Below are 22,629 nucleotides of genomic sequence, written 5' to 3'. Positions count from 1 at the left end.
CCTTGCCGTCACGCCTGCACCGATCTGTTTCCATATATTGCACCGGCTTTCCGGCGGAAGTCGCGGTGTTAACCTTCAAAAGCCCATATCAGGGCATTTCTTACGATCAAGGCAGACTTTTCCTTCCGCACTTTGCGACCGTTCAAAGGTGCGGGCGGAAGTGGGAAAAGCGCCAGCACCCTCAAGGAGGCCCTCGCCATGCACGCCATCAGCTTTATCCAGGACCTGGCCGTGATCATGTTGGTGGCCGGGGTTGTCACCATCCTGTTTCACCGTCTCAAACAACCTGTGGTGCTGGGGTACATCGTCGCCGGGTTCATCATCGGGCCCCACACCCCGCCATTTGGCCTGATCCACGACGAAGACACCATCAAGACCCTCGCCGAGCTGGGGGTGATCTTCCTGATGTTCTGTCTGGGCCTGGAGTTCAGCCTGCGCAAGTTGTTCAAGGTGGGCGCCACGGCATTTATTGCCGCTTTCCTCGAAATCATCCTCATGATCTGGATCGGCTACGAGATTGGCCGCTGGTTCGATTGGAGCACGATGGACTCGCTGTTCCTCGGCGCGATCCTGGCGATCTCCTCGACCACCATCATCGTCAAGGCACTCAATGACCTGAAGATGAAAAACCAGCGCTTCGCCCAGCTGATTTTCGGCGTGCTGATCGTGGAAGACATCCTCGGCATCGGCATCATCGCTTTGCTGTCGAGTATCGCCGTCAGTGGCACGGTCAGCTCGGGCGAAGTGTTTTCCACGGTCGGTAAGCTCTCGCTGTTCATGATCGTCGCGTTGGTCATCGGCATTTTGCTGGTGCCGCGTTTGTTGGCCTATGTGGCCAAGTTCGACAGCAACGAGATGCTGCTGATCACTGTATTGGGCCTGTGCTTCGGTTTTTGCCTGCTGGTGGTCAAGCTGGAATACAGCATGGTGCTGGGGGCGTTCCTGATCGGCGCGATCATGGCTGAGTCCCGCGAGTTGATTAAGATCGAGCGCTTGATCGAGCCGGTTCGCGACATGTTCAGCGCGATCTTCTTCGTGGCGATTGGCTTGATGATCGACCCGCAGATCCTGTTGCAATACGCCTGGCCGATTGCAGTGATCACCGTCGCCGTGGTGTTGGGCAAGATGCTGTCCTGTGGGATCGGCGCGTTTATCGCTGGCAACGATGGCCGCACTTCGTTGCGGGTTGGCATGGGGCTGTCACAGATTGGCGAGTTTTCCTTCATCATCGCCGCGCTGGGGATGACGTTACAGGTGACCAGCGACTTCCTGTACCCGGTGGCGGTGGCCGTTTCGGCGATCACCACGCTGCTCACGCCGTACCTGATTCGCGGCGCCGACCCGTTGTCGTTGAAGATCGCGGCAGTGATGCCCAAGCGTATGAGCCGAGTGTTCGGGTTGTATGGTGAATGGTTGCGCAGCATTCAGCCTCAGGGTGAAGGCGCGATGCTGGTGTCGATGATCCGCAAGATCATCCTGCAAGTGGGGGTGAACCTGGCGCTGGTGGTGTCGATCTTTTTTGCAGGCAGCTACTTCGCGGTGCGTATTGGCGCGTCTCTGGAAGGTTGGATCAGTGATCCAAGCTGGCAGAAGGCATTGATCTGGGGCGGGGCATTATTGTTGTCGCTGCCGTTCCTGATTGCGGCGTACCGCAAGCTCAAGGCATTGTCGATGTTGCTGGCAGAGATGAGCGTCAAGCCGGAGATGGCCGGACGGCATACCCAGCGCGTGCGTCGGGTGATCGCCGAGCTGATCCCGATCCTGTCGCTGCTGGTGATTTTCCTGCTATTGGCCGCCTTGTCGGCGAGTATTCTGCCGACCAACAAGCTGCTGGTGCTGATCGCTGTGGTCGCGGCGGCGGTGGCGGCTGTGCTGTGGCGCTGGTTTATCCGTGTGCATACGCGGATGCAGGTCGCCTTGCTGGAGACGCTGGATAACCATAAGGATACGCCGGAGCACTGATGGGGGGCTGCTGCGCAGCCCAACGCGGGCGGTGCGACGATTCGACAAGCCCGCTCGCCACGGGGATCAGGTCTTAGCTTTCCAACCAGACGTCCCGCGCCCAGTGCCATACCGATTCCCAAGACTCCTCGGTGACAAGTTCTTCTTCGCCGGACCACAGCACCACCGTGCCGTCTTCTTCAACGCAGTAATAGTCGTCGCCGTCCTGGCAGATCGGGATCAACTCGCGCGGCACGCCGCTATCCCAGGCATTTGCTGCGACTTCCGGCAGGTAGGTGTGGGATTGCGGGTCGGTGACGGTCACCGGCTCAAGGCTGCCGTACACCACGTCGCTGACGGTCAGCAGAAACTCCTTGAAGACGAACGGAATATTGATGAACAGCTCTTCTTCGATTTCCACCAGCTGGTCTTCATCAGGCAGCTCCAGAGGAACCGGAACCGGTTCGTTGGCTTCACGCAATTGTTCGATGACTTCTTCCACGTCCGGGATCCTCTTGCTAGATGGCGCGGTTATAGGGGCGTTTTATACAGTAGCTCGCTATAAGTGCAACCGTGAAATAGAAAACCCCGGACAAGTCCGGGGTTTTTGTTACGGCTTGCACAAGCGTGCGGGTATCAGCCGTTCTGACGGATACCGGCGACCAGCCATGGCTGGTTGTCGCCTTGGGCACGTTCCATGTTCCAGCTTTCGCTGAACACTTCACCTTGGTCGAAGCGCGAGGTTTTCGACACACCGCTGAACGTCAGGGTGGCGATGGTCTTGTCGGCGCGGTCATCCACACCGTCCAGCTGGACATGCAGGTCATCGATGTAGGTCGACTGGAAGCCGTCGCCCAGGTCGGCGCGTTCGCGCTTGAGGAACTCCAGCAGTTGCGGGGTCACGAACTCGGAGATCTTGTCCATTTCGTTGGCGTCCCAGTGCTGTTGCAGGGACTGGAAGTGGCTGCGGGCCGCTTCGACGAAACGCTCTTCGTTGAACCAGGCCGGTGCGTTGATCACTGGGCGGGCGGCAGCAGGGGCTGACGAACCACCGAAGATCGAACCCATGGCGGGTTTCTGCTCGAACACTTCACGCTGCATCGGCGCGCCGGCGGGCGCCAGATGCTCCTGCTGCTTGCGGCGACGGGCGGCGATAAAGCGGAAGATCAGGAAGGCGATGACCGCCATGATCAGGATGTCGAAGATCTGCATGCCCTGGAAGCCGCCGCCCATGAACATGGAGGCGAGCAGGCCACCGGCCGCGATACCGGCCAGAGGGCCCAACCAGCGCGAAGCACCGCCGGCCTTGGCAGCAGCGCCAGCAGCACCGGCTGCGCCTGCGGTAGCGGCAGCACCGCCTACACCGGCGGATGGGGCCATTTGGCTGGTCTGGTGAGTCGGTGCCGAGCCCATGCTTTTGCCGCCACCGAAGCGTTTGGCGTTGGCGTCGAGGCTCATCGTCAGGCCTATGCATAACGCCATGGCGATGCTAAGAAAACGTTTCATAAAGGGAATTCCCATTTGTGGATTGCACGCGCGCCATGTTGCACAGGTGTCGTGACAGTGGCTAGCAACATAATGTTTCGGGCTTTTGCGTAAGATCGATTCAGGATGGTCTGTAGGACTTGTTACAGATATTGGCCCGCGCTCGTTAAAAACAAGGGCGGGCCAGCAACCTTCATGTTTGGAATTGTTTCAGACCGCTTCGAGTTTCGCGTAGCCCATCATCAGCCATTTGCTGCCTTCGGCGAAGTTCACCTGCACCCGTGCCTGGGCGCCGGCACCTTCGAAGTTGAGGATCACCCCTTCGCCGAAGATCGCATGCTTGACCTGCTGGCCCAGGCTGAACGGCGTTTCCGGAATCTCGGAACCCGCAAACATGCTGCTGGAGTTCTGCTGCTGGCCACCGCCGAACGGGCGGCTGACGCTGTTGGAAAGGCGTACTTCCTGGATCAGCCCTTTCGGCACTTCACGTACGAAGCGTGACACCTTGTTGTAGGTCTCGCTGCCGTACAGGCGTCGGGTCTCAGCGTAGGTCATCACCAGGTTCTGCATCGCCCGGGTAATGCCCACATAGGCCAGGCGGCGTTCTTCCTCAAGGCGGCCGGGTTCTTCCAGGCTCATCTTGTGGGGGAACAGGCCTTCTTCCATGCCCACCAGGAACACATAGGGAAACTCCAGGCCCTTGGCGCTGTGCAAGGTCATCAGCTGGATGCTGTCTTCGTGCTCGTCGGCCTGGGTGTCACCCGCCTCCAGCGAGGCGTGGCCGAGGAAGGCTGCGAGCGGGGTCAGCTCTTCATCTTCCTCGGTGTTTTCAAACGCACGGGCGGCGCTGACCAATTCCTCAAGGTTTTCTACCCGGGCCTGGCCTTTTTCACCTTTTTCGGCTTCGTGATAGGCAATCAGCCCGGACTGTTCAATGACGGTCTGGGTCATCAAATGCAGCGGCATTTCCGAACATTTGGCCGCCAGGTTCTCGATCAGCTCGACAAACACCCCCAGCGCCCCGGCAGCCCGGCCGGTCAAGCCTTTGTTGGCGATCAGCAAGCGCATGGCTTCCCACATCGACACATCGGCATGGCGCGCGTGGTCGCGAATGGCTTCAACGGTTTTCTCGCCGATGCCACGGGCCGGGATATTGATCACCCGCTCCAGCGCCGCATCGTTGCCGCGGCCTTCGAGCAAACGCAGGTAGGCCATGGCGTTCTTGATTTCCGCACGCTCGAAGAAGCGCTGGCCGCCATAGATGCGGTACGGGATGCGCTCGCGCAGCAGGGCTTCTTCCAATACCCGCGATTGGGCGTTGGAACGGTACAGAATCGCGATATCACTGCGCGCCAGGCCGGTTTTCAGCGCGCTCTCGATGGTTTCCACCACGTAGCGTGCTTCATCGTGTTCGTTGAAGGCCGCGTACAGGTTGATCGCTTCGCCTTCGCCACCGTCGGTCCACAGCTCTTTGCCCAGGCGCCCGGTGTTGTTGGCGATCAAGGCGTTGGCAGCCTTGAGGATACCGGCGGTGGAGCGGTAGTTCTGCTCCAGGCGAATGGTGACCGCGTCGGGGAAGTCTTCGGAATACTGGTAGATGTTCTCGATTTTCGCGCCACGCCAGCCGTAGATCGACTGATCGTCGTCGCCCACCACCATCAGGCTGTCGCCGCCTTTGGCCAACAGGCGCAACCAGGCGTACTGCACGGCGTTGGTGTCCTGGAACTCGTCCACCAGGATATGCCGGAAGCGCTTCTGGTAATGGGCCAGCAAGCCTGGGTTGTCGCGCCACAGGTCGAGGGCGCGCAGCAGCAACTCGGAGAAGTCGATCACGCCGGCACGCGCGCAGGCGGCCTCATAGGCTTCATAAATGCTGCGCATGGTGGCCAGGAACAGGTCGCCGCTGGCCTGGATATGCTGCGGGCGCAGGCCCTCGTCTTTCTGGCCGTTGATAAACCACTGGGCCTGGCGCGCAGGCCAGCGCTGTTCGTCGAGCCCCAGTTCGCGGATCACGCGCTTGACCAGGCGTTGCTGGTCATCGCTGTCGAGGATCTGGAACGTCTGGGCGAGCCCGGCCTCCTGCCAGTGCGCCCGCAACAGGCGGTGCGCCAGGCCGTGGAAGGTGCCCACCCACATACCGGCCGGGCTGATGCCCATCAACTGCTCGATGCGGTGGCGCATCTCGGCAGCGGCCTTGTTGGTGAAGGTCACCGACAGGATGGAGTGCGGGGACGCGTTCTCGACCTGGATCAACCAGGCGATACGGTGCACCAGCACTCGGGTTTTACCGGAGCCAGCACCGGCCAGGACCAACTGACGGCCAACGGGGGCCGCTACGGCCTGGCGTTGGGCATCGTTGAGGGAGTTCAGCAAAAGAGAGAGATCATCGCGCATCGGCGCATTCTAGGTTGCTGGGGGGAGTGGGGCAAACCCCAATGCCGGGTGGTCGACGGAAAACATCCACGGTGATTCCGGGCGGCTGAACATTCTGCATGGGGTGATGACCGGTCAGTCAATGGCCGCAGCCCGCGCAGCGTCTCGCTCAAGCTGTCTGGCCCCTGGGTTTGCGCCGGATGACCATGCAGTTTTTATGACGTGGAGCAGTTTGGCCCAAGCGCTTGCTTGTGTATGCTCCGTCGACGTTTCGGGCTCACCATTATAAGAACACTGCCTATGACTCTCAGCACCGATCTGTTCAGCCCCTCGGCGGCGCCAGCGCAGGTCATCCACAAACACTACGCCACCGAGATGGCGGTCGAGCGCACACGCCTGCTCTATCAGGGCTCGCTGCTGCCGACCCTGTTGATGTTGGTCAACGGCCTGGTCTGCGCCTGGCTGCTCTGGAACCCCACGCAATACTTGTTGGACAGCATTTGGCTGGTCTGGCTGCTCGCCCTGGTGGCCATGCGCGTGATCCAGGTGGCGGCCTTTGATTCGGCCATGCCCAGCCGCCAGGCGCAGCCGATCTGGCGCCGCAGGTTCATGCTCGGCTCGGCCGCCAGCGGGCTGACCCTGGCCACTGCCGCCATTGCCCTGGTGCCGGTGGACAGCTTTACGCAGCAGGCCTGGGTGTTCGGCCTGATCGGTGCGGCCACGCTGTCTGCCAGCGTGGCCTACGCGGTGAGCTTGCCCGCGTTCCTGTCATTCGCCTTGCCATGCCTGGTGCCGGCCATCGTCTATCTGTTCTGGAACGGTGCCCCGCAACAACAAGGCTGGGGGGTACTTGGCCTGATCCTGCTGGCGTCCCTGAGCGTGGTGGCGTGGCAGGTCAATCGCCTGATCCAGCGCGGGCTGTTGCGACGTTTCCAAAACCAGGCGCTGATCGAACATCTCCAGCAGGCGCAACAGCGCAGTGAGCAGTTGAACCAGGACCTGGTGCGCGAAGTCGAGCAACGCCGCCAAGTCGAACAGGAACTGCGCGAAGCGCAAATCGGCCTGCAAGACCGCGTGGCGCAACGCAGCCAGGAACTGGACGCGGCCAGCCTGGCCCTGAACAAAAGCGAAGCGCGCCTGGCGATGGCCTTGCAAGCCAGCGAACTGGGGCTGTGGGACTGGAACCTGCAAACCGACGAGGTGCACCACACCCAGCTCAAAGAACTGTTCGGGCTGGAGCCCGAGTACGTCACGGCGATGCTCAGCCACCTCAAGCCGCGCCTGCACCCCGACGACCTGCCGTTGCTCAAGCGTGCCCTGGTGGAGCACCTCAAGGGTCGCAGTGAGGACTACCAGGTGGAATACCGCGTGCGCCATGGCGATGGCCACTGGGTGTGGATCGAAGACCGTGGCCGCGCCGTGGAGCGTGCGCCCAGCGGACGGGTCACGCGCATGCTGGGTACCCGTCGCGATATCAGTGCCGGCAAGGCCCTGGAAGAACAACAGCGCCTGGCCTCGACCGTGTTCGAAGCCGCCAGTGAAGGCATTGTGATCCTTGACCCGGACTACGTGCTGATCGCCGTCAACCGGGCTTTCAGTCGCGTCACCGGCTTCGACATCGACGATATGCTGGGTCGCAATGTCGTGGAGTTGCCCAGCAGTCGCGATGCGCGGCGTCACTTCCCGGTGATCCGCCAGGCGCTGCTCAGCCACGGCACCTGGCAGGGTGAACTGGTGGAGACACGCAAGAGTGGCGAGTTGTATCCGCAGTGGCTGCAACTGAATGTTGTGCGGGATGCTCGAGGAAAAGTCAGCCATATCGTGGGCTTCTTCGCCGATCTGTCGGCGCGGCGTGAGTCCGAGGAGCGTATGCGCTACCTCACCCACTATGACGAATTGACCGGCCTGGCCAATCGCTCGCTGTTTCGCGAACGCCTGCGCGAAGCCCACCAGCGCGTCCGCCAGGGCGGGCGTAGCCTGGCGCTGCTGCATATCAACCTGGACCGCTTCAAGTTGCTCAATGACAGCCTGGGCCATGAAGTGGCCGACCAGTTGTTACAGAAAATGGCGCGGCGCTTGATCAACGCCCTGCCGGAAGCCGACACCATTGCGCGACTGTCCGGCGACGAATTCGCTGTGCTCTTCGATGCCTATGGCAACTTGTCGAGCCTCGCGCGGGTCGCCACGCGGCTACTGGCCAAGCTGCGTGTGCCGGTGGCAGTGGAAGGGCATGAGCTGGTAGTCAGTGCCTCTATGGGGGTCAGCCTGTTACCGGACAACGCGCGGGAAATTTCAGCCTTGGTCAGCCAGGCGAACATGGCCATGCAGCATGCCAAGCACCTGGGCGGTAATAACTTCCAGTTCTACACCGACAGCCTGCAAGCCAGCACGCTGGAGCGTTTGCAACTGGAAAACCATCTGCGTAAAGCCATTGAAGAGCGCCAGCTCACGGTGTTCTACCAACCCAAATTATGCCTGGCCACCGGCCAACTGAACGCCGCCGAGGCGTTGATTCGCTGGGAGCATCCGCAATGGGGCATGGTGCCACCGGGGGACTTTATCGGCCTGGCCGAAGAAACCGGCCTGATCGTGCCGCTGGGCGAGTTTGTGCTGCGCCAGGCCTGCTGGCAGGCCTGCGAGTGGCAGCGCCAAGGGTTGGCGCCGATCCGGGTGTCGGTGAACCTGTCGGTGCACCAGTTGCGCCAGGGCAAGCTGGTCAGCCTGGTGCGCCAGGTGCTGGAAGAAACCGGGCTGGACCCGCAATACCTCGAACTGGAGCTGACCGAAAGCCAGTTGCTCGACAGCGTGGAACACATCATCGCGACTTTCCAGCAACTGCGGGACCTGGGGGTGAAGCTGGCCATTGATGATTTCGGCACCGGTTATTCGTCCCTCAGCTACCTCAAGCGCATCCCGGTGGACTACGTGAAGATCGACCAGACCTTTATTCGTGGCCTCGGCCAGGGGCGCGAAGACGCGGCCATTACGCGGGCGATCATTGCAATGGCCCACGGGCTGGCGCTCAAGGTGGTGGCCGAAGGCGTGGAAGACCAACAGCAGTTGGATTTCCTGCGGGGGGAGCGTTGTGACGAGGTGCAGGGCTACCTGATCAGTCGGCCGATGGAAGCCGATGGCCTGGCAGAGTTGTTACGAAAAAAAGCAGATTTTTCCTAGCACCGGGCCTTCAGCCATTGTGGCTACAACTCGCCTGCCCTTAGATTCAAAGGGCAGCAGGGCGATTAAGTGATGCATCGGACGGGCAAAACGACAATTCTTGTAGTATAACTACAAGCTTGCTACATCCCTGGCGCCTGCCAATAACAAGAGTCCTGCCCTTTGAACCTGTTGCAACATATCGCCCAGTCGCGCCACCTGTTACGCAAATCGGAACTCAAGGTTGCCGATCACGTGCTGCTAGACCCTGCGGCCGTCATGCACAGTTCCATGGCCGACCTGGCCCACAGCGTGGGCATCAGTGAGCCGACCATCGTGCGTTTTTGCCGCGCCATCGGTTGCTCCGGGTTCCAGGACTTGAAGCTCAAGCTGGCCCAAAGCCTGGCCGCTGGCGCGAGCTTCGGGCAGTTTGCGATCCATGAAGACGACTCGGTCGCTGACTACAGCCTGAAAATCTTCGACACCACCCTGCACACCCTGATGGAAGTGCGTGAGAAGCTCGACCCGGTGGAGCTGCAAAAGGCCGTGACCGCCATGTCCCAGGCCCAGCGTGTCGAGTTCTACGGTTTTGGCGCATCAGGTGCTGTCGCCGCGGATGCCCAGCACAAGTTCTTCCGCCTGCTGTTGACCGCTGCGGCCTATAGCGATCCGCATATGCAGGCAATGTCGGCCGTGACCTTGAAGCCGACCGACGTGGCCATCTGCATTTCCCAGTCCGGTCGCTCCAAAGACCTGCTGATCACCGCCAACCTGGTGCGTGAAAGCGGCGCCACGTTGATCACCTTGTGCCCGAGCCAGACGCCGTTGGCGGAACTGTCCACGGTCAACCTGGCGATCGACGTGCATGAAGACACGGAAATCTACACGCCGCTGACGTCGCGCATCGCCCACCTGGTGGTGATCGACGTGTTGGCGATGGGTGTGGCCATGGCGCGCGGTCCGAGCCTGGTCAATCACCTCAAGAGCGTGAAGCGCAGTCTGCGCAGCCTGCGGCTCTCGCCCAAGTCCGTCAAAGCCCTCGACGACTGATTCAAGGTTGCATTCGTTTCAAAGGTGGGAGGGGCTTGCCCCCTCCCACCTTTGCATCTTCTGTGTGTCCAGAATCTTCACCAGGCTGTCATCGTCATGTCATCCGCCGAGCCGATCCTGTACTCCCCGTACTCGCATTGGGAGACTCCAAAATGACCCGGCACTACGAAGACAGCAACAGCTCCGTCAAGACCCGCCGTCAACAGGAAGACCAGCGCCGCATGGCGTTCCGTCGCGCAATCGAAGACCGCTGCGACCAGCGCCAGCTGCAGCAGAGCATCAGTGACTACCCGGAACTGCACTGGCAGGCACCCGCGGCTGCCCAGCGAAGCGCTCAGCCAACGCGCTGATCTGCACCCGCTCGCTGCGGATAAAGCCCAGGAATGCATGGGCCACCGGTGACAGGCGCTTGGCCTTGGCCTGCACCAGGCACCAACTGCGGTACAGCGGCAGCTCTTCCACCGGCAGCTCCTTGAGCCCGCCGGTGGCCAGTTCCAGGTTCAGGGCGTGGCGCGTCAACAAGGCCACGCCCAACCCTGCCACCACGCACTCACGCTGCGCCTCGGCCGAGGCCACCTCCACCGTCTGGGTGAAGTGCACGCGTTTTTCCTTGAAGTACTCCTCGCAGGCCAGCCGTGTACCGGAGCCCGGTTCGCGCAGCAACAGCGTGTAGGGTTCCAGGTCCTGCAAGCGCAAGGGGCCCTGGAGGCTCAAAGGGTGATCGGGTGGCGCCACGGCAACGATGGGGTTGTTAAGGAACGGCAGGAACTCCAGGCCCATGTCCTGAGGCACCATGGACATGATCACCAAGTCATCACGGTTGTCCGAAAGCCTGCGGATCACCTGGGCACGGTTGACCACCGTCAGGTGCAACTGCACTTCGGGATGCTGGCGCTTGAACGCGGCAAACAGGTGCGGTACGAAATACTTGGCGCTGGATTCCACGGCCAGCTTCAACTGGCCTTGCAACGAACCCTGCATGTCCGATAGCTGCATGTCGAGGTTTTCCAGGCGCCCGAAAATATCGCGACTGGCCCGTTGCAGGGCTTCGGCGGCCTCGGTCATGTAGAGCTTTTTACCGACATAGTCGAACAACGGCTGGCCGATCAGCTCTTCCAGCTGGCGAATTTGTAGGCTGACGGCCGGTTGGGTGAGAGACATTTCCTCGGCGGCACGGCTATACGAGCGCAAATCACACACTTCATTGAAGATCTGCAATTGCCGTAATGTCAGTCTCATCAATGACTTACGCATTTTTAAATCCCCTCGATCCCATCCAGTGTGTCGACTATAAGTCTTTACTTATGCGCGACCCAATAATTATTGATTTTTGTTAATCCCTCTACGGGCTTAGTGTGGGGCTGCGACTGGCTTGAAACATTTGGTCACGCGCCGACCCGGGTCTAGCGGGTCGAAGAACGCAGCAATCGGCTCAAGGGAATTTCCAAGTGATAAAAAAGATCCTGATCGCCAACCGTGGTGAAATTGCCGTACGAATCGTGCGTGCCTGCGCCGAGATGGGCATTCGCTCGGTCGCGGTCTATTCCGACGCCGACCGCCATGCGTTGCACGTCAAGCGTGCCGACGAGGCCCACAGCATCGGTGCCGAGCCCCTGTCCGGCTACCTGAACCCGCGCAAGCTGGTGAACCTGGCGGTGGAAACCGGCTGTGATGCCTTGCACCCCGGCTACGGCTTCCTGTCGGAAAACGCCGAACTGGCAGACATTTGTGCCGAACGTGGGATCAAATTCATTGGTCCTTCGGCTGAAGTGATTCGCCGTATGGGCGACAAGACCGAAGCGCGCCGCAGCATGATCAAGGCCGGCGTACCGGTCACGCCCGGTACTGAAGGCAATGTCGCCGATATCGCCGAAGCCCTCACTGAAGGCGACCGTATCGGTTACCCGGTGATGCTCAAGGCCACCTCCGGTGGTGGCGGTCGCGGCATCCGTCGTTGCAACAGCCGCGAAGAACTCGAACAAGCCTTCCCCCGCGTGATCTCCGAAGCCACCAAGGCGTTCGGTTCGGCGGAAGTGTTCCTGGAAAAATGCATCGTCAACCCCAAGCATATCGAGGCGCAGATCCTCGGTGACAGCTTTGGCAATGTGGTGCACCTGTTCGAGCGCGATTGCTCGATCCAGCGCCGCAACCAAAAGCTTATCGAAATCGCCCCGAGCCCGCAGTTGACCCCGGAACAGCGCGCCTATATCGGCGACCTGTCGGTGCGCGCGGCCAAGGCTGTGGGCTACGAAAACGCCGGCACCGTGGAGTTCCTGCTCGCCGAGGGCGAGGTGTACTTCATGGAGATGAACACCCGGGTGCAGGTGGAACACACCATCACCGAAGAAATCACCGGGATCGACATTGTCCGCGAGCAGATCCGCATCGCCTCGGGCCTGCCGCTGTCGGTGAAGCAGGAAGACATCCAGCACCGTGGTTTCGCGTTGCAGTTCCGTATCAACGCCGAAGACCCGAAAAACAACTTCCTGCCCAGTTTCGGCAAGATCACCCGTTACTACGCGCCCGGCGGCCCCGGCGTGCGCACCGACACGGCGATCTATACCGGCTACACCATCCCGCCGTTCTACGACTCCATGTGCCTGAAACTGGTGGTGTGGGCGTTGACCTGGGAAGAAGCCATGGACCGCGGCCTGCGTGCCCTGGATGACATGCGCCTGCAAGGCGTGAAGACCACCGCCGCTTACTATCAGGAAATCCTGCGCAACCCGGAATTCCGCAGCGGCCAGTTCAACACCAGTTTTGTGGAAAGCCATCCTGAGCTGACCAACTACTCGATCAAGCGCAAACCCGAAGAGCTGGCCCTGGCCATCGCCGCCGCCATCGCCGCCCACGCAGGCCTGTGAGGAACATAATAATGAGCAAGAAAATCTTCGTTACTGACACCATCCTGCGCGACGCTCACCAATCGTTGCTGGCGACCCGCATGCGCACCGACGACATGCTGCCGATCTGCGACAAGCTCGACAAAGTCGGCTACTGGTCCCTGGAAGTCTGGGGCGGCGCGACCTTCGATGCCTGTGTGCGCTTTTTGAAGGAAGACCCGTGGGAACGCCTGCGTAAACTGCGCGCCGCATTGCCTAACACGCGCCTGCAAATGCTGCTGCGTGGCCAGAACCTGCTGGGCTACCGCCACTACAGCGACGACGTGGTCAGGGCCTTCGTCGCCAAGGCCGCCGTGAATGGCATCGACGTGTTCCGCATCTTCGACGCCATGAATGACGTGCGTAACCTGCGCGTGGCCATTGAAGCGGTCAAGGCCGCCGGCAAGCATGCCCAGGGCACCATCGCCTATACCACCAGCCCGGTGCACACCATCGACGCCTTTGTGGCCCAGGCCAAGCAAATGGAAGCCATGGGCTGCGACTCGGTGGCGATCAAGGACATGGCCGGCCTGCTGACCCCGTACGCCACGGGCGAACTGGTCAAGGCGCTGAAAGCCGAGCAGAACCTGCCGGTGTTCATCCACTCGCACGACACGGCAGGTTTGGCCGCGATGTGCCAACTCAAGGCCATCGAAAACGGTGCCGACCATATCGACACCGCGATCTCCAGCTTCGCCTGGGGCACCAGCCACCCAGGTACCGAGTCGATGGTCGCCGCCCTTAAAGGCAGCGAGTTCGACACCGGGCTCGACCTGGAATTGCTGCAGGAAATTGGTTTGTACTTCTACGCGGTGCGCAAGAAGTACCACCAGTTTGAGAGCGAATTCACCGCCGTCGATACCCGCGTGCAAGTCAACCAGGTGCCGGGCGGGATGATTTCCAACCTGGCCAACCAGCTCAAGGAGCAGGGCGCGCTCAACCGCATGGGGGAAGTGCTGGCTGAAATTCCTCGGGTGCGTGAGGACCTCGGCTTCCCGCCGTTGGTCACCCCGACTTCGCAGATCGTCGGCACCCAGGCGTTCTTCAACGTGCTGGCTGGCGAGCGCTACAAGACCATCACCAACGAAGTGAAGTTGTACCTGCAAGGCGGCTACGGCAAGGCGCCGGGCACGGTGAACGAGAAGTTGCGCCGCCAGGCCATCGGCAGCGAAGACGTGATCGACGTGCGCCCGGCCGATTTGCTCAAGCCGGAAATGACCAAGCTGCGCGGTGAAATCGGCACATTGGCCAAGTCTGAAGAAGACGTGCTGACCTACGCCATGTTCCCGGACATCGGTCGCAAATTCCTCGAAGAGCGCGACGCCGGCACCCTCACCCCGGAAGTGCTGTTGCCGATCCCCGAAGCAGGCGGCGTGGCCCGTGCCGGTGGCGAAGGCGTACCGACCGAGTTCGTCATCGACGTGCACGGCGAGAGCTACCGCGTGGACATCACCGGTGTTGGCGTGAAGGCTGAAGGCAAGCGCCATTTCTACCTGTCCATCGACGGCATGCCTGAAGAAGTGGTGTTCGAACCGCTCAACGAGTTTGTCAGCGGCGGCAGCAGCAAGCGCAAGCAAGCCACCGAGCCGGGTCATGTGAGCACGGCGATGCCGGGCAATATCGTAGACGTGCTGGTCAAGGTTGGTGACGTGGTCAAGGCCGGCCAGGCCGTGTTGATTACCGAAGCCATGAAGATGGAAACCGAAGTGCAGGCTGCGATTGCCGGCAAGGTGGCTGCGGTTCACGTGACCAAGGGCGACCGGGTCAACCCGGGCGAAATCCTGATTGAAATCGAAGGCTGATCCCTAGCCTTCGACACTACCGCTTAATCCTCGGGGGGGCAGGTGCCCCCCTTTTTTTTGTCCGCGATTTGGTACTCAGGCGGTGGGATCATTGCGTTTGAAGGTGACGAAGACGCCGTCAGGGCGATAAGTCAGCGTAGGGACCAGGGTCTTCAAGTTGCTGGTGATGCCGGCGAACGGGCTTTCGACGTGCTTGGCGCTGAGGAGCGGCAAGGGTTGCGAGAGCAGCGCATCGTTTTCGTTTTCGACGTGGATAGCCAGCGTCGCCCCGCGCAGGTCGGCGGTGTTGCCAATGTTCGAGGGGGTATGGGTTTGGTCTGCGCCCAGCGTCAGGGCCAGCGTCGAGCCATGTTGCATGCGCAGGTCCTGCTCGACGTGGGTGGCTGGATCCAGCCGCAATGTTCCCGCGACCTCAAGGTTGGCCACGGTGCCGCCGGCGTAGGTGGCGTCAGGTTGGACGGTCATGGAACCGCCGATTTTGCTCTGGTTGACCAGGGTTGCACCGCTGTAGACCGCACCTTGCTGATTGACCGGGACTTCACCTGTGAGGGTCCAGTTGCCAGAGCCCACCCACAGATGCTGCATCTGGCGGGCACCATCGAATGTGCCGCCCCTGGCATCGTCCAGAATTACCTGGTTGGTGCCACTGCCCCCGTCAACCACGCCTTCGAAGCGCCCACCGCTGCGGACGATGAGCATATCGTTGCCGCCCCCCATGCTCAGCGCTACGCCATGGCTGCCAATGATCAAGCCGGCGTTGACCACTTCATCATCCTGGTCGCCGTCCAGCCTTACCCCGGCGCCATTCTTGCCGGTGATGCTGCCGTGGTTTTCGAGCCACACCGGTGCCAGGCCGGTGCTGGTGAAGCCGTTGCGCTCGCCAACGGTTTTGGCCGTCGCGCTGTTGATAATCTCGATGCCGCGCAACGAGGTTGCAGTGCCGGCTGGAGCACTAGGGATAAGCAGCCTGGCGGCGTTGTCGATGTCCAGGCCATTGCCATTGTTGAGTGTGATGGTTGCCGAGCTGAACCGGGCGTCGGGCTTGATCGCAGGTTGATCGTTGAGCGCAGCGGCGATGTCTGTGCGGCCGGCCGGCTTGTCCTGGCGGGTACCCGCGGCGGTGCCAGGCGGCGTCTGCGATATGGATTGCGCCAGTGTGTGTATGCCATACCCCATCAGGGCACCGACGGAAGGGATGTACGGGAAGATCGACGACATAATTTCCGGCCTCGCAAGTGTAGGAGACCGGAATGTAGCCAGTAACGTAGCCGGCGGCTGTCAGGCCTGATAACAACGCTATGAGGGAATGTTCCTCGGTTTTATGAGGTTAAAACCTCATTTGCCATTGCCCCATCAGGCCCTGGCTGTGGCTGTTGGTGCCCGCTTCCCCCTGGTAGGCCAAGCCGACGGTGTGTTGCGGCGACAGCGCGAGGTCCAGCCCGGCCTGCCAGTTCAGGCTGTTGCGGTCCAGGGAAGCGCCGACCAGGGTGAAGTCATCAATCGCGAACGGCATGTAGCGGTAGGACTGGCGGACGCGGCTGTCGACCTTGCCATAGAGGCGTTTCCAATCGGCGCTGATATGGGGGATGAGCCTGACCTGGTTATCGAACCGATACTGGCTCGCCAGGCGCAGGCCCAGGGTGCTGTTCAGGTTTTGCTGGGTTTGTGAGCCAACGTTCAGTGCCGCCAGGCCACCTTTTTCCTGGAACCGGTCGCGGTGATAGCGTTGATAACCAAGGCCGCCGAAGGGCTCGATACTCAAGTCCGCGCTGCCCAACTGATAGCCCACTTCCGAGAACAGGGTTTGGCTCTGGGCTTTGTAGTCGCCCTTGAGTTGCTGTTTGTTATCGAGCAACTGGACGCTGCGTTTGTTTTGCCCGGCGTGGCGGCTATAGATCGCCCCCAGGCGCAGGCCCAGCGGGCCGTCCTGGTGCACGGCATAACCGCCCAGGTGCCAACTGTCCAGGTCGGCGGAAAAACGCTGGGCGTCGAGGCGGCTGGTGGATTTTGCGCCCATTACGCCGATCCGCCAGGCGTGGTCCAGTGCCCAGTCGGCGCCTGTCAGCAGGCCTCGGTTGGCGTACTTCAGGCCCGCACTGCCGCCTTGTTTGTCGAGGCGGCCGTCTTGGCCCAGTCCCTGTACCCAGACATGAGCGTCGTCATTGGTGGGCAGGGCGCGCAGGGTCGACAGCAATTGGCTGCCCAGTTGCTGTGTGATGTTCTGGGTCGCCGCCGCCAGGTTGGCATTCTGGCTGCCGGCCAATTGTTCAAGGGCCGCACCGACCCCTCCGGGCTGCTGCATCAATGCCTCGTTGAAACGTTCCAACTCTTTGATCTGCTCTGAGGTCAGCTCGCCGGATTCCAGTAACCGAATCAAGGCAGGCTCCAGCACCTGGGCCACCCGTAGGCCATTGAGGGTCGTGGCTTGGCGAGTCAGGTAGCCGTCGAGGGGAGTGGCTTGCTCGATCGGGGCCGACATCCATTCGTCGTAATCGTCATAGTCGTCGTAGTCAGGCACAAGCAGTTCGAACTGATAAGGTGTGCCTGTTTGCGCCTGGGCGAGGGGAGCGCTGGCAATACCAATGGCGAGGATGACCGCACGCGTGAGTTTCTGGAGTGTAAAGGGCATGAATTCCTGACCTCTGATAAGTGAGGCCGGGAATTTAGCGAGATGGCGGGGCGATAACTGTCAGGCCATCGACCGCTGGTTTGCGGGAGTTGTCTCTAGTTCAGGGCGATTAAAAACGGATCTGTTTTGACCGAACGATGGTGTACGGGACCTTGATAGATATGCATTTTAATGCAGCTAAGGGTCCAACTTTAGCGCTTTGATTGCATTATATTGCGCTTCGTCTGCTGCTACAGTCAGCTTTATGCACTATGTTGCGTTTATCAGGCCGGTCAATTACCTCGAGGTGCATTTAGTTGCGTATGGACAATGCCTACAGGCTTACCTTGCAGATATTCGATGCCGGTCATTGGCAGGATGCGATGACGCTTGAGTTTTCCGAGCCTGATAAAGGTTTTGCAAGCCCCTGCCGTTTTGGCTACGAGTCCACCTACCTGGTCGATCACCTGGACGAGATGGATACCCTTTTTGCCAAGGCGGTGAGTGTAAGGGTGCCATTGAACTGGTCACAGGAGACACCCAAGCACGCGCCGGCCTTTCTCCAATGAGTCTCTCGCTCAGTCAGCGTGCACAAGTGATTGAAAGCATCGAGCAGGGCTTGTCTGACGGTTCGCTCGAAATAGGCGACGCCGTACGCCGCCTGCGTACCGAAGTCACAGGCCTGCACCAGAGCCAGTTTGCGCAGATGTGCAAGATATCCGTGCGTACCCTGGTGCATATCGAGCATGGCGAAGGCAATCAAACCTTGAAATCGCTGAACGCCGTGTTCCGCCCCTTTGGTTTGCAGATGGGCGTGGTCAAGGTGCGTCGCAAAAGGGATGACTAGGTCCGTCGTACGTAGCCCTTGCCGTAATGCCGCTCCATGCGCGCCTGGATCAGCTCCAGCCCGAGGGACATCACCCAATAGATGATCGCTGCAGTGGTGAGCATCTCGATGTAGCGATAGCTGGAGCGACCATAGGATTGGGCCAGGAACATCACTTCCCATACCCCCATCACTGAGATCAGGGACGAGTCCTTGAGCATCGAGATAAATTGGTTGGTGGCAGGGGGAATGATCGTGCGCATGGCCTGGGGCAGGGTGACATGCCAGAAGATCGCACTGTCGCGCATGCCCAGGGCCAGGGCTGCTTCCCGTTGGCCATGGGGTACCCCGAGGATGCCGGCGCGGAAAATCTCGCTCAGGTAGGCGCCATAGTTCAGCGACAGCGCGATGATCCCGGCGACGATGGCGCCCGGTACCAGGCCCAGTTGCGGCAGTCCCAGATAGATCAGCAGGATCTGGATCAGCAACGGTGTACCCCGAAAGAACGAGGCGTAAAAGCTCGCAATGCCAAAGGCCACGGCGCTTTTCGACAGACGCCCCAGCGCAGTGATGAAACCCAGTATCGACGATGCCACGATCGAGCACAGGCACAGGAATACCGTCAGCGCCGCGCCTTGCAGAAAACCGTTGGGCGCCAGGTGCACGCCAACCAGGTTGGGCAGCTTGTCGAGGATGATCGAGAACTTCAGGTCAAAGCTCAGGAAGAAACTGGCGAACAGGCAAAACAGCGCGGCCCAGGTCAGGTACAGGCGCGTACGAAAACCCAGGAGTCGCTGGCGTCGCGACTCGGTCACGGGTGGCTTGGGAGGAGTGGGGAACGCGGTCATTGGCTGATGTCGGCGCCAATCCATTTCTTCGACAGCTGGCTCAAGGTGCCGTCCTGCTTCAACTGCGCAAAGACCTCACGCACTTTGGCGTCCCACTGCGGGTCGCCTTTTTCGATGGCCACCGAGTTGGGTTCGGCGTACAGCGGTTCGCCGGCAAGCTTGAAGCGTTTGTCCTGGTTCAGGCGTGGTTGGGCGGTGACCAGGTTGGTCAGGATGGCGTCCAGGCGTACGCCGGCGCCCAGGCCCAGGTCCTGGAAGGCCACGTTATCGGTATCGTACGGGGCGATCTGGACGTTCTCGAAGGGGTACTGCAGTTGCGTGTCTTCGGCGCCTTCGATCACCAGGTTTTTGTTCAGGTAGCTTTCGTAACTGGAGGCGCTGGTGAGGCCGACTTTTTTGCCGCTCAAGTCCTTGGCGCCGTGGATGCGCTCATCCTGGGCGTTGACCACGATCACCGCAGGCGAGGCGTAGTACTCCACCGGGAAGTCGAACACTTCGGCGCGGGCCTTGCTCGGGGTCATCGAGCAGATGCAAATGTCATAGCGCCCGCTCCAGCGGCCGGCGGCAATGACGTCCCAGGAAGGGGTTTCCAGGCGCAGTTTCACGCCCAGTTTTTGCGCCACGGCCTTCGCCACATCGACGTCAAAACCATCGAGTTGGTTTTGTTCGTTGAGGAACGAGAAAGGCGGGTAGCTTTCCATCAGCACCCCCACCAGTTCTTTCTTCTGTTCAACCCGGTCCAGAGTCGCACCGCCGAAGGCTTGGGTGGAGGCAGCCAGAATCGTTAGGCCCAAGGCCAGGAGCGGTTTTAGTTTCAAGGGCGACACCTAAATAAAAAAGAGGTTGTGATGAACCGAAGTGTACGTATTAAATAGTTATAAGAACGACTCTCATAGTGAGTTATTTTCATAAGCTTATGAGTAAAAAGCATATGCCCGCAACACGCACAGTAATTCTCGATGGTGGCATGGGCCGCGAACTGCAACGCCGAGGCGCGCCGTTTCGGCAGCCGGAGTGGTCAGCGCTGGCGTTGAGTGAAGCTCCCCAGGCCGTGGAGGCGGTGCATGCGGCTTACATCCAGAGCGGCGCCAATGTGATCACCAGCAACAGCTATGCCGTTGTGCCGTTTCATATCGGCGAAGCCCGGTTTGCCGCCGAGGGCCAGGCCCTGGCGGCGCTGGCAGGTGAGTTGGCGCAGCGCGCGGTGGAGGCTTCCGGCCAGGCCGTACGCGTGGCAGGCTCATTGCCGCCGCTGTTTGGTTCTTATCGGCCAGACCTGTTTGAGGCCGACCGAGTCAACGAGTTGCTGACGCCACTGGTGCAGGGCCTGGCTCCCCACGTTGACCTGTGGCTGGCGGAAACCCAGAGTTCGATCGTCGAGGCGCGGGCCATCCATGCCGGTCTGCCGCGGGATGGGAAACCGTTCTGGCTGTCATTTACCTTGAAGGATGAAGACACCGACGAAGTCCCGCGCCTGCGCTCTGGCGAACCGGTGGTAGACGCGGCCGAAGCGGCGGCACAACTGGGGGTGGAGGTCCTGCTGTTCAATTGCAGCCAACCTGAAGTGATTGGCGCGGCGATCGATGCGGCGCGCCAGACCTTCGAACGCTTGGGCGTGGCGATCCAGATCGGCGCCTACGCCAATGCGTTCCCGCCGCAACCCAAGGAGGCCACGGCCAACGACGGCCTCGACCCGCTGCGTGATGATCTCGACCCGCCCGGCTACCTGCACTGGGCCGCCGACTGGCAGGCGCGCGGCGCCAGCCACCTGGGCGGTTGCTGCGGGATCGGGCCGGAGCATATTGCGGTGTTGGCCCAGAAGCTGGCTTAACCGTTTAAAGAGCCTGGCGGCGACACTCCGCCAGGCTTTTCAATTGGCCTGAACCTGCCTGGTTCGCCTGCGACAACCACGCTTCAAACCCCGCCCCAACGGTTGGCCATTCCGAGTCGATGATCGAATACCACGCGGTGTCCCGGTTCTTGCCCTTGACCACCGTATGCTGGCGAAACACCCCTTCAAAACTGAAGCCCAACCGTTCGGCCGCGTATTTGGAGCGGTCGTTGGCGTTGTTGCACTTCCATTCCAGGCGGCGATAGCCCTGGTCAAAGGCGTACTTGGCCAGCAGGTACACCGCCTCGGTGCTTTTTGGCGAGCGTTGCATCGGGGCGCCGAAGGTCACGTGGCCGATTTCGATGCGGCCATGCTCCGGGACGATGGACATCAGGCTGAGGATGCCTTGGACCTGGCCGGTCGCACGGTCGATCACGCTGAAAAAATAGGGGTCGCTGTGCGCAGCATGGTTGTTCAGCCAGTCATTGAAGGCGCTGCGCTCGGGGAAGGGGCCATAGGGCAGATAGTCCCACAGCTTGGGATCGGCGCCGGGACCTTGCAGGGCGTTGAACAGATCGTCGCCATGGCGGGCCGGGTCGAGTTTCTCCAGGCGGATGAAGCGCCCTTCGAGCAGTTGAACGGTGGGCGCCGGGGCGCCTTTCCAGTCGGCGAGAGAAGTGGGCATGCTGCGCTCCTTAAAGACCTTTGCGAAATTGGATGAAACCAGGGCGTTCGGCGATGCGCTCGTAGAGCTGGATCGCGGTGGCATTGGTCTCGTGGGTCAGCCAATGCACCTTGCAGCAACCATCGGCCTTGGCGGTGGTGTAGACGAATTCGATCAGCTTGCGGCCGACACCCGTACCCCGTTGGGCCGGGTCCACCAGCAAGTCTTGCAGGTAGCAGGAATTCTCGATGCTCCAGTTGGAGCGGTGGTAGATGAAGTTGACCATGCCCACGGCCTTGCCGTCTTGCCAGGCCAGGGCTGAATGGGTTGGCTCCTGGGGATCGATCAGGCGTTGCCAGGTGTTCTGGCTCACGGCGTCCGGCAGTTCGGTGTTGTAGAACTTCAAGTACGCTTGCCACAGCGGCAGCCAGGCGGCGTGGTCGGCGGCGGTAACGGGGCGGATATCGATCTGGCTCATTCTGGCGTTCCTGGAGGCATAAAGCGGGCGAGGGTCTGGTCGCGCACGTCGACACTGGTGGCCAGGCCCGCCTGCACGCCGGCGATATCCGCCGCGCTGCGGTTCTGGCTGAGTTTGCGTTTGCCGACCAGGCGCTCGATCGGCAGGGCGAAGGCAACAATGGCCTTGAGCATGCCGTCAATGTAGTCGGCCGGGGCGTCGCTGACTTTCCATGGCTGGGGGCGGTTGCCTTCATGACGATCGGTCAGCGCGGTGACCACGGCGAGCACACGTTCGGCGTCGGTGAATACCTCGGCCTTGCCATAGGCATGCACCGCGATGTAATTCCAGGTGGGCACCACTTTGCCGTGCTCGGCTTTCGCTGGGTAAAACGCCGGGCTGATGTAGGCGTCTGCGCCGGCAAAGATCACCAGCGCATCGCTGCCATTTTGCAGGTCGTGCCACTGGGGATTGGCTTTGGCCAAGTGCCCGTAGAGTGTGCCGTTGGGGCCTTCGTCGGGGTTGATCAACAGCGGCAGGTGGCTGGCTTGCAGGCCTTGCTCACCAAAGGTCACCAACTGCGCCAGGCGGGTGTGCTGGATCAGTTGCTGCAGTTCGGGCAAATCGTCGAGAACAAAGGCGCGGGGTGTGTACATGGAAATATTCCTTGGCGAATGCCTGCATCCTAGGCAGGCTAATGGTTCGTTGT

Annotated in this window: 20 protein-coding genes; 9 read left to right on the top strand and 11 right to left on the bottom strand. The window is 60.9% G+C overall.

Annotated features, from left to right (window positions below):
- Positions 1-198 precede the first annotated feature (198 nt).
- Positions 199-1,962, top strand: a complete 1,764-nt coding sequence (locus P2T68_RS00635; RefSeq protein WP_024078187.1) for a cation:proton antiporter — start codon at positions 199-201, stop codon at positions 1,960-1,962.
- A gap of 73 nt (positions 1,963-2,035) precedes the next feature.
- Here P2T68_RS00635 and P2T68_RS00630 read toward each other — a convergent pair whose 3' ends face one another.
- The 3 genes from P2T68_RS00630 to uvrD all read right to left on the bottom strand — a co-directional run bounded on the left by P2T68_RS00630 (position 2,036) and on the right by uvrD (position 5,820).
- On the bottom strand, positions 2,036-2,443 hold the full coding sequence (locus P2T68_RS00630; RefSeq protein WP_024078186.1) for an SMI1/KNR4 family protein: 408 nt from the start codon (positions 2,441-2,443) through the stop codon (positions 2,036-2,038).
- 134 nt (positions 2,444-2,577) lie between these two features.
- Positions 2,578-3,447, bottom strand: coding sequence for a Tim44 domain-containing protein (locus P2T68_RS00625; RefSeq protein ID WP_024078185.1), 870 nt, complete (start codon positions 3,445-3,447; stop codon positions 2,578-2,580).
- 189 nt (positions 3,448-3,636) lie between these two features.
- A complete protein-coding gene (gene uvrD, locus P2T68_RS00620) occupies positions 3,637-5,820 on the bottom strand; it encodes a DNA helicase II (protein ID WP_024078184.1) in 2,184 nt (727 codons plus the stop codon).
- A 279-nt stretch (positions 5,821-6,099) separates the two neighbouring features.
- On the opposite strand from uvrD, the gene P2T68_RS00615 reads away from it, so the two are divergent.
- The 3 genes from P2T68_RS00615 to P2T68_RS00605 all read left to right on the top strand — a co-directional run bounded on the left by P2T68_RS00615 (position 6,100) and on the right by P2T68_RS00605 (position 10,352).
- Entirely contained in the window at positions 6,100-8,973 is a 2,874-nt protein-coding gene (locus P2T68_RS00615; RefSeq protein ID WP_024078183.1) for an EAL domain-containing protein, read from the top strand.
- A gap of 162 nt (positions 8,974-9,135) precedes the next feature.
- Entirely contained in the window at positions 9,136-10,002 is an 867-nt protein-coding gene (hexR, locus tag P2T68_RS00610) for a transcriptional regulator HexR (protein WP_010168370.1), read from the top strand.
- Positions 10,003-10,154: 152 nt separating this feature from the next.
- Positions 10,155-10,352, top strand: coding sequence for a hypothetical protein (locus P2T68_RS00605; protein ID WP_081329271.1), 198 nt, complete (start codon positions 10,155-10,157; stop codon positions 10,350-10,352).
- Here P2T68_RS00605 and P2T68_RS00600 read toward each other — a convergent pair.
- Positions 10,282-11,256: a LysR family transcriptional regulator gene (locus P2T68_RS00600; RefSeq protein ID WP_024078182.1), complete on the bottom strand. Its 975-nt coding sequence runs from the start codon at positions 11,254-11,256 to the stop codon at positions 10,282-10,284. The two genes, P2T68_RS00605 and P2T68_RS00600, sit on opposite strands and share 71 nt — an antisense overlap.
- Before the next feature lie 194 nt (positions 11,257-11,450).
- Between P2T68_RS00600 and P2T68_RS00595 the strand changes: the two genes are divergently transcribed.
- Both P2T68_RS00595 and oadA read left to right on the top strand, forming a co-directional pair.
- The gene (locus P2T68_RS00595) at positions 11,451-12,866 is read left to right on the top strand and encodes an acetyl-CoA carboxylase biotin carboxylase subunit (protein WP_024078181.1); all 1,416 of its coding nucleotides are present in this window, start codon (positions 11,451-11,453) and stop codon (positions 12,864-12,866) included.
- An 11-nt stretch (positions 12,867-12,877) separates the two neighbouring features.
- Positions 12,878-14,686 (top strand): sodium-extruding oxaloacetate decarboxylase subunit alpha, encoded by a 1,809-nt coding sequence (gene oadA / locus P2T68_RS00590; RefSeq protein WP_024078180.1) that lies wholly within the window; start codon positions 12,878-12,880, stop codon positions 14,684-14,686.
- Positions 14,687-14,761: 75 nt separating this feature from the next.
- On the opposite strand, the gene P2T68_RS00585 is transcribed toward oadA, so the two are convergent.
- Together P2T68_RS00585 and P2T68_RS00580 are read right to left on the bottom strand one after the other, a co-directional pair.
- On the bottom strand, positions 14,762-15,904 hold the full coding sequence (locus P2T68_RS00585; protein ID WP_277378904.1) for a hypothetical protein: 1,143 nt from the start codon (positions 15,902-15,904) through the stop codon (positions 14,762-14,764).
- Positions 15,905-16,013: 109 nt separating this feature from the next.
- Positions 16,014-17,315, bottom strand: a complete 1,302-nt coding sequence (locus P2T68_RS00580; protein WP_168232982.1) for an autotransporter outer membrane beta-barrel domain-containing protein — start codon at positions 17,313-17,315, stop codon at positions 16,014-16,016.
- Positions 17,316-17,617: 302 nt separating this feature from the next.
- Between P2T68_RS00580 and P2T68_RS00575 the strand changes: the two genes are divergently transcribed.
- The gene (locus tag P2T68_RS00575) at positions 17,618-17,863 is read left to right on the top strand and encodes a hypothetical protein (protein ID WP_024078177.1); all 246 of its coding nucleotides are present in this window, start codon (positions 17,618-17,620) and stop codon (positions 17,861-17,863) included.
- Complete coding sequence (locus P2T68_RS00570) at positions 17,860-18,141, top strand: helix-turn-helix transcriptional regulator (protein WP_024078176.1); 282 nt, start codon at positions 17,860-17,862, stop codon at positions 18,139-18,141. Before P2T68_RS00575 ends, P2T68_RS00570 begins: the two co-directional genes overlap by 4 nt.
- On the opposite strand, the gene P2T68_RS00565 is transcribed toward P2T68_RS00570, so the two are convergent.
- Positions 18,138-18,968: an amino acid ABC transporter permease gene (locus tag P2T68_RS00565; RefSeq protein ID WP_024078175.1), complete on the bottom strand. Its 831-nt coding sequence runs from the start codon at positions 18,966-18,968 to the stop codon at positions 18,138-18,140. The two genes, P2T68_RS00570 and P2T68_RS00565, sit on opposite strands and share 4 nt — an antisense overlap.
- On the bottom strand, positions 18,965-19,786 hold the full coding sequence (locus P2T68_RS00560) for an ABC transporter substrate-binding protein (RefSeq protein WP_024078174.1): 822 nt from the start codon (positions 19,784-19,786) through the stop codon (positions 18,965-18,967). The genes P2T68_RS00565 and P2T68_RS00560 overlap by 4 nt, the downstream gene beginning before the upstream one ends.
- Positions 19,787-19,899: 113 nt before the next feature.
- Here P2T68_RS00560 and P2T68_RS00555 point away from each other — a divergent pair, with 113 nt between their 5' ends.
- On the top strand, positions 19,900-20,799 hold the full coding sequence (locus P2T68_RS00555) for a homocysteine S-methyltransferase family protein (protein WP_024078173.1): 900 nt from the start codon (positions 19,900-19,902) through the stop codon (positions 20,797-20,799).
- Between the two features lie 4 nt (positions 20,800-20,803).
- Here the strand turns inward: P2T68_RS00555 and P2T68_RS00550 are convergent, their stop codons facing one another.
- The 3 genes from P2T68_RS00550 to P2T68_RS00540 are packed head-to-tail and all read right to left on the bottom strand — an operon-like array spanning position 20,804 to position 22,576.
- Entirely contained in the window at positions 20,804-21,484 is a 681-nt protein-coding gene (locus P2T68_RS00550; RefSeq protein ID WP_024078172.1) for a GNAT family protein, read from the bottom strand.
- A gap of 10 nt (positions 21,485-21,494) precedes the next feature.
- Positions 21,495-21,941, bottom strand: a complete 447-nt coding sequence (locus P2T68_RS00545; RefSeq protein WP_024078171.1) for a GNAT family N-acetyltransferase — start codon at positions 21,939-21,941, stop codon at positions 21,495-21,497.
- Complete coding sequence (locus P2T68_RS00540; protein WP_024078170.1) at positions 21,938-22,576, bottom strand: FMN-binding negative transcriptional regulator; 639 nt, start codon at positions 22,574-22,576, stop codon at positions 21,938-21,940. Before P2T68_RS00540 ends, P2T68_RS00545 begins: the two co-directional genes overlap by 4 nt.
- Positions 22,577-22,629 lie beyond the last annotated feature (53 nt).

The sequence above is a fragment of the Pseudomonas sp. G11 genome (assembly GCF_029457515.1).
GTDB lineage: Bacteria > Pseudomonadota > Gammaproteobacteria > Pseudomonadales > Pseudomonadaceae > Aquipseudomonas > Aquipseudomonas gorinensis.
Note: the sequence above shows the minus strand (reverse complement) of the source record. Positions and strands in the feature narration are given on the sequence as shown.

Excerpts from the sequence above, each read along its gene's own strand:
- P2T68_RS00635 (WP_024078187.1), top strand. The coding sequence starts at position 199 with ATGCACGCCATCAGCTTTATCCAGGACCTGGCCGTGATCATGTTGGTG.
- P2T68_RS00625 (WP_024078185.1), bottom strand. The coding sequence starts at position 3,447 with ATGAAACGTTTTCTTAGCATCGCCATGGCGTTATGCATAGGCCTGACG.
- uvrD (WP_024078184.1), bottom strand. The coding sequence starts at position 5,820 with ATGCGCGATGATCTCTCTCTTTTGCTGAACTCCCTCAACGATGCCCAA.
- P2T68_RS00615 (WP_024078183.1), top strand. The coding sequence starts at position 6,100 with ATGACTCTCAGCACCGATCTGTTCAGCCCCTCGGCGGCGCCAGCGCAG.
- P2T68_RS00605 (WP_081329271.1), top strand. The coding sequence starts at position 10,155 with ATGACCCGGCACTACGAAGACAGCAACAGCTCCGTCAAGACCCGCCGT.
- P2T68_RS00600 (WP_024078182.1), bottom strand. The coding sequence starts at position 11,256 with ATGCGTAAGTCATTGATGAGACTGACATTACGGCAATTGCAGATCTTC.
- oadA (WP_024078180.1), top strand. The coding sequence starts at position 12,878 with ATGAGCAAGAAAATCTTCGTTACTGACACCATCCTGCGCGACGCTCAC.
- P2T68_RS00585 (WP_277378904.1), bottom strand. The coding sequence starts at position 15,904 with ATGTCGTCGATCTTCCCGTACATCCCTTCCGTCGGTGCCCTGATGGGG.
- P2T68_RS00580 (WP_168232982.1), bottom strand. The coding sequence starts at position 17,315 with ATGCCCTTTACACTCCAGAAACTCACGCGTGCGGTCATCCTCGCCATT.
- P2T68_RS00575 (WP_024078177.1), top strand. The coding sequence starts at position 17,618 with ATGGACAATGCCTACAGGCTTACCTTGCAGATATTCGATGCCGGTCAT.
- P2T68_RS00570 (WP_024078176.1), top strand. The coding sequence starts at position 17,860 with ATGAGTCTCTCGCTCAGTCAGCGTGCACAAGTGATTGAAAGCATCGAG.
- P2T68_RS00565 (WP_024078175.1), bottom strand. The coding sequence starts at position 18,968 with ATGACCGCGTTCCCCACTCCTCCCAAGCCACCCGTGACCGAGTCGCGA.
- P2T68_RS00555 (WP_024078173.1), top strand. The coding sequence starts at position 19,900 with ATGCCCGCAACACGCACAGTAATTCTCGATGGTGGCATGGGCCGCGAA.
- P2T68_RS00550 (WP_024078172.1), bottom strand. The coding sequence starts at position 21,484 with ATGCCCACTTCTCTCGCCGACTGGAAAGGCGCCCCGGCGCCCACCGTT.
- P2T68_RS00545 (WP_024078171.1), bottom strand. The coding sequence starts at position 21,941 with ATGAGCCAGATCGATATCCGCCCCGTTACCGCCGCCGACCACGCCGCC.
- P2T68_RS00540 (WP_024078170.1), bottom strand. The coding sequence starts at position 22,576 with ATGTACACACCCCGCGCCTTTGTTCTCGACGATTTGCCCGAACTGCAG.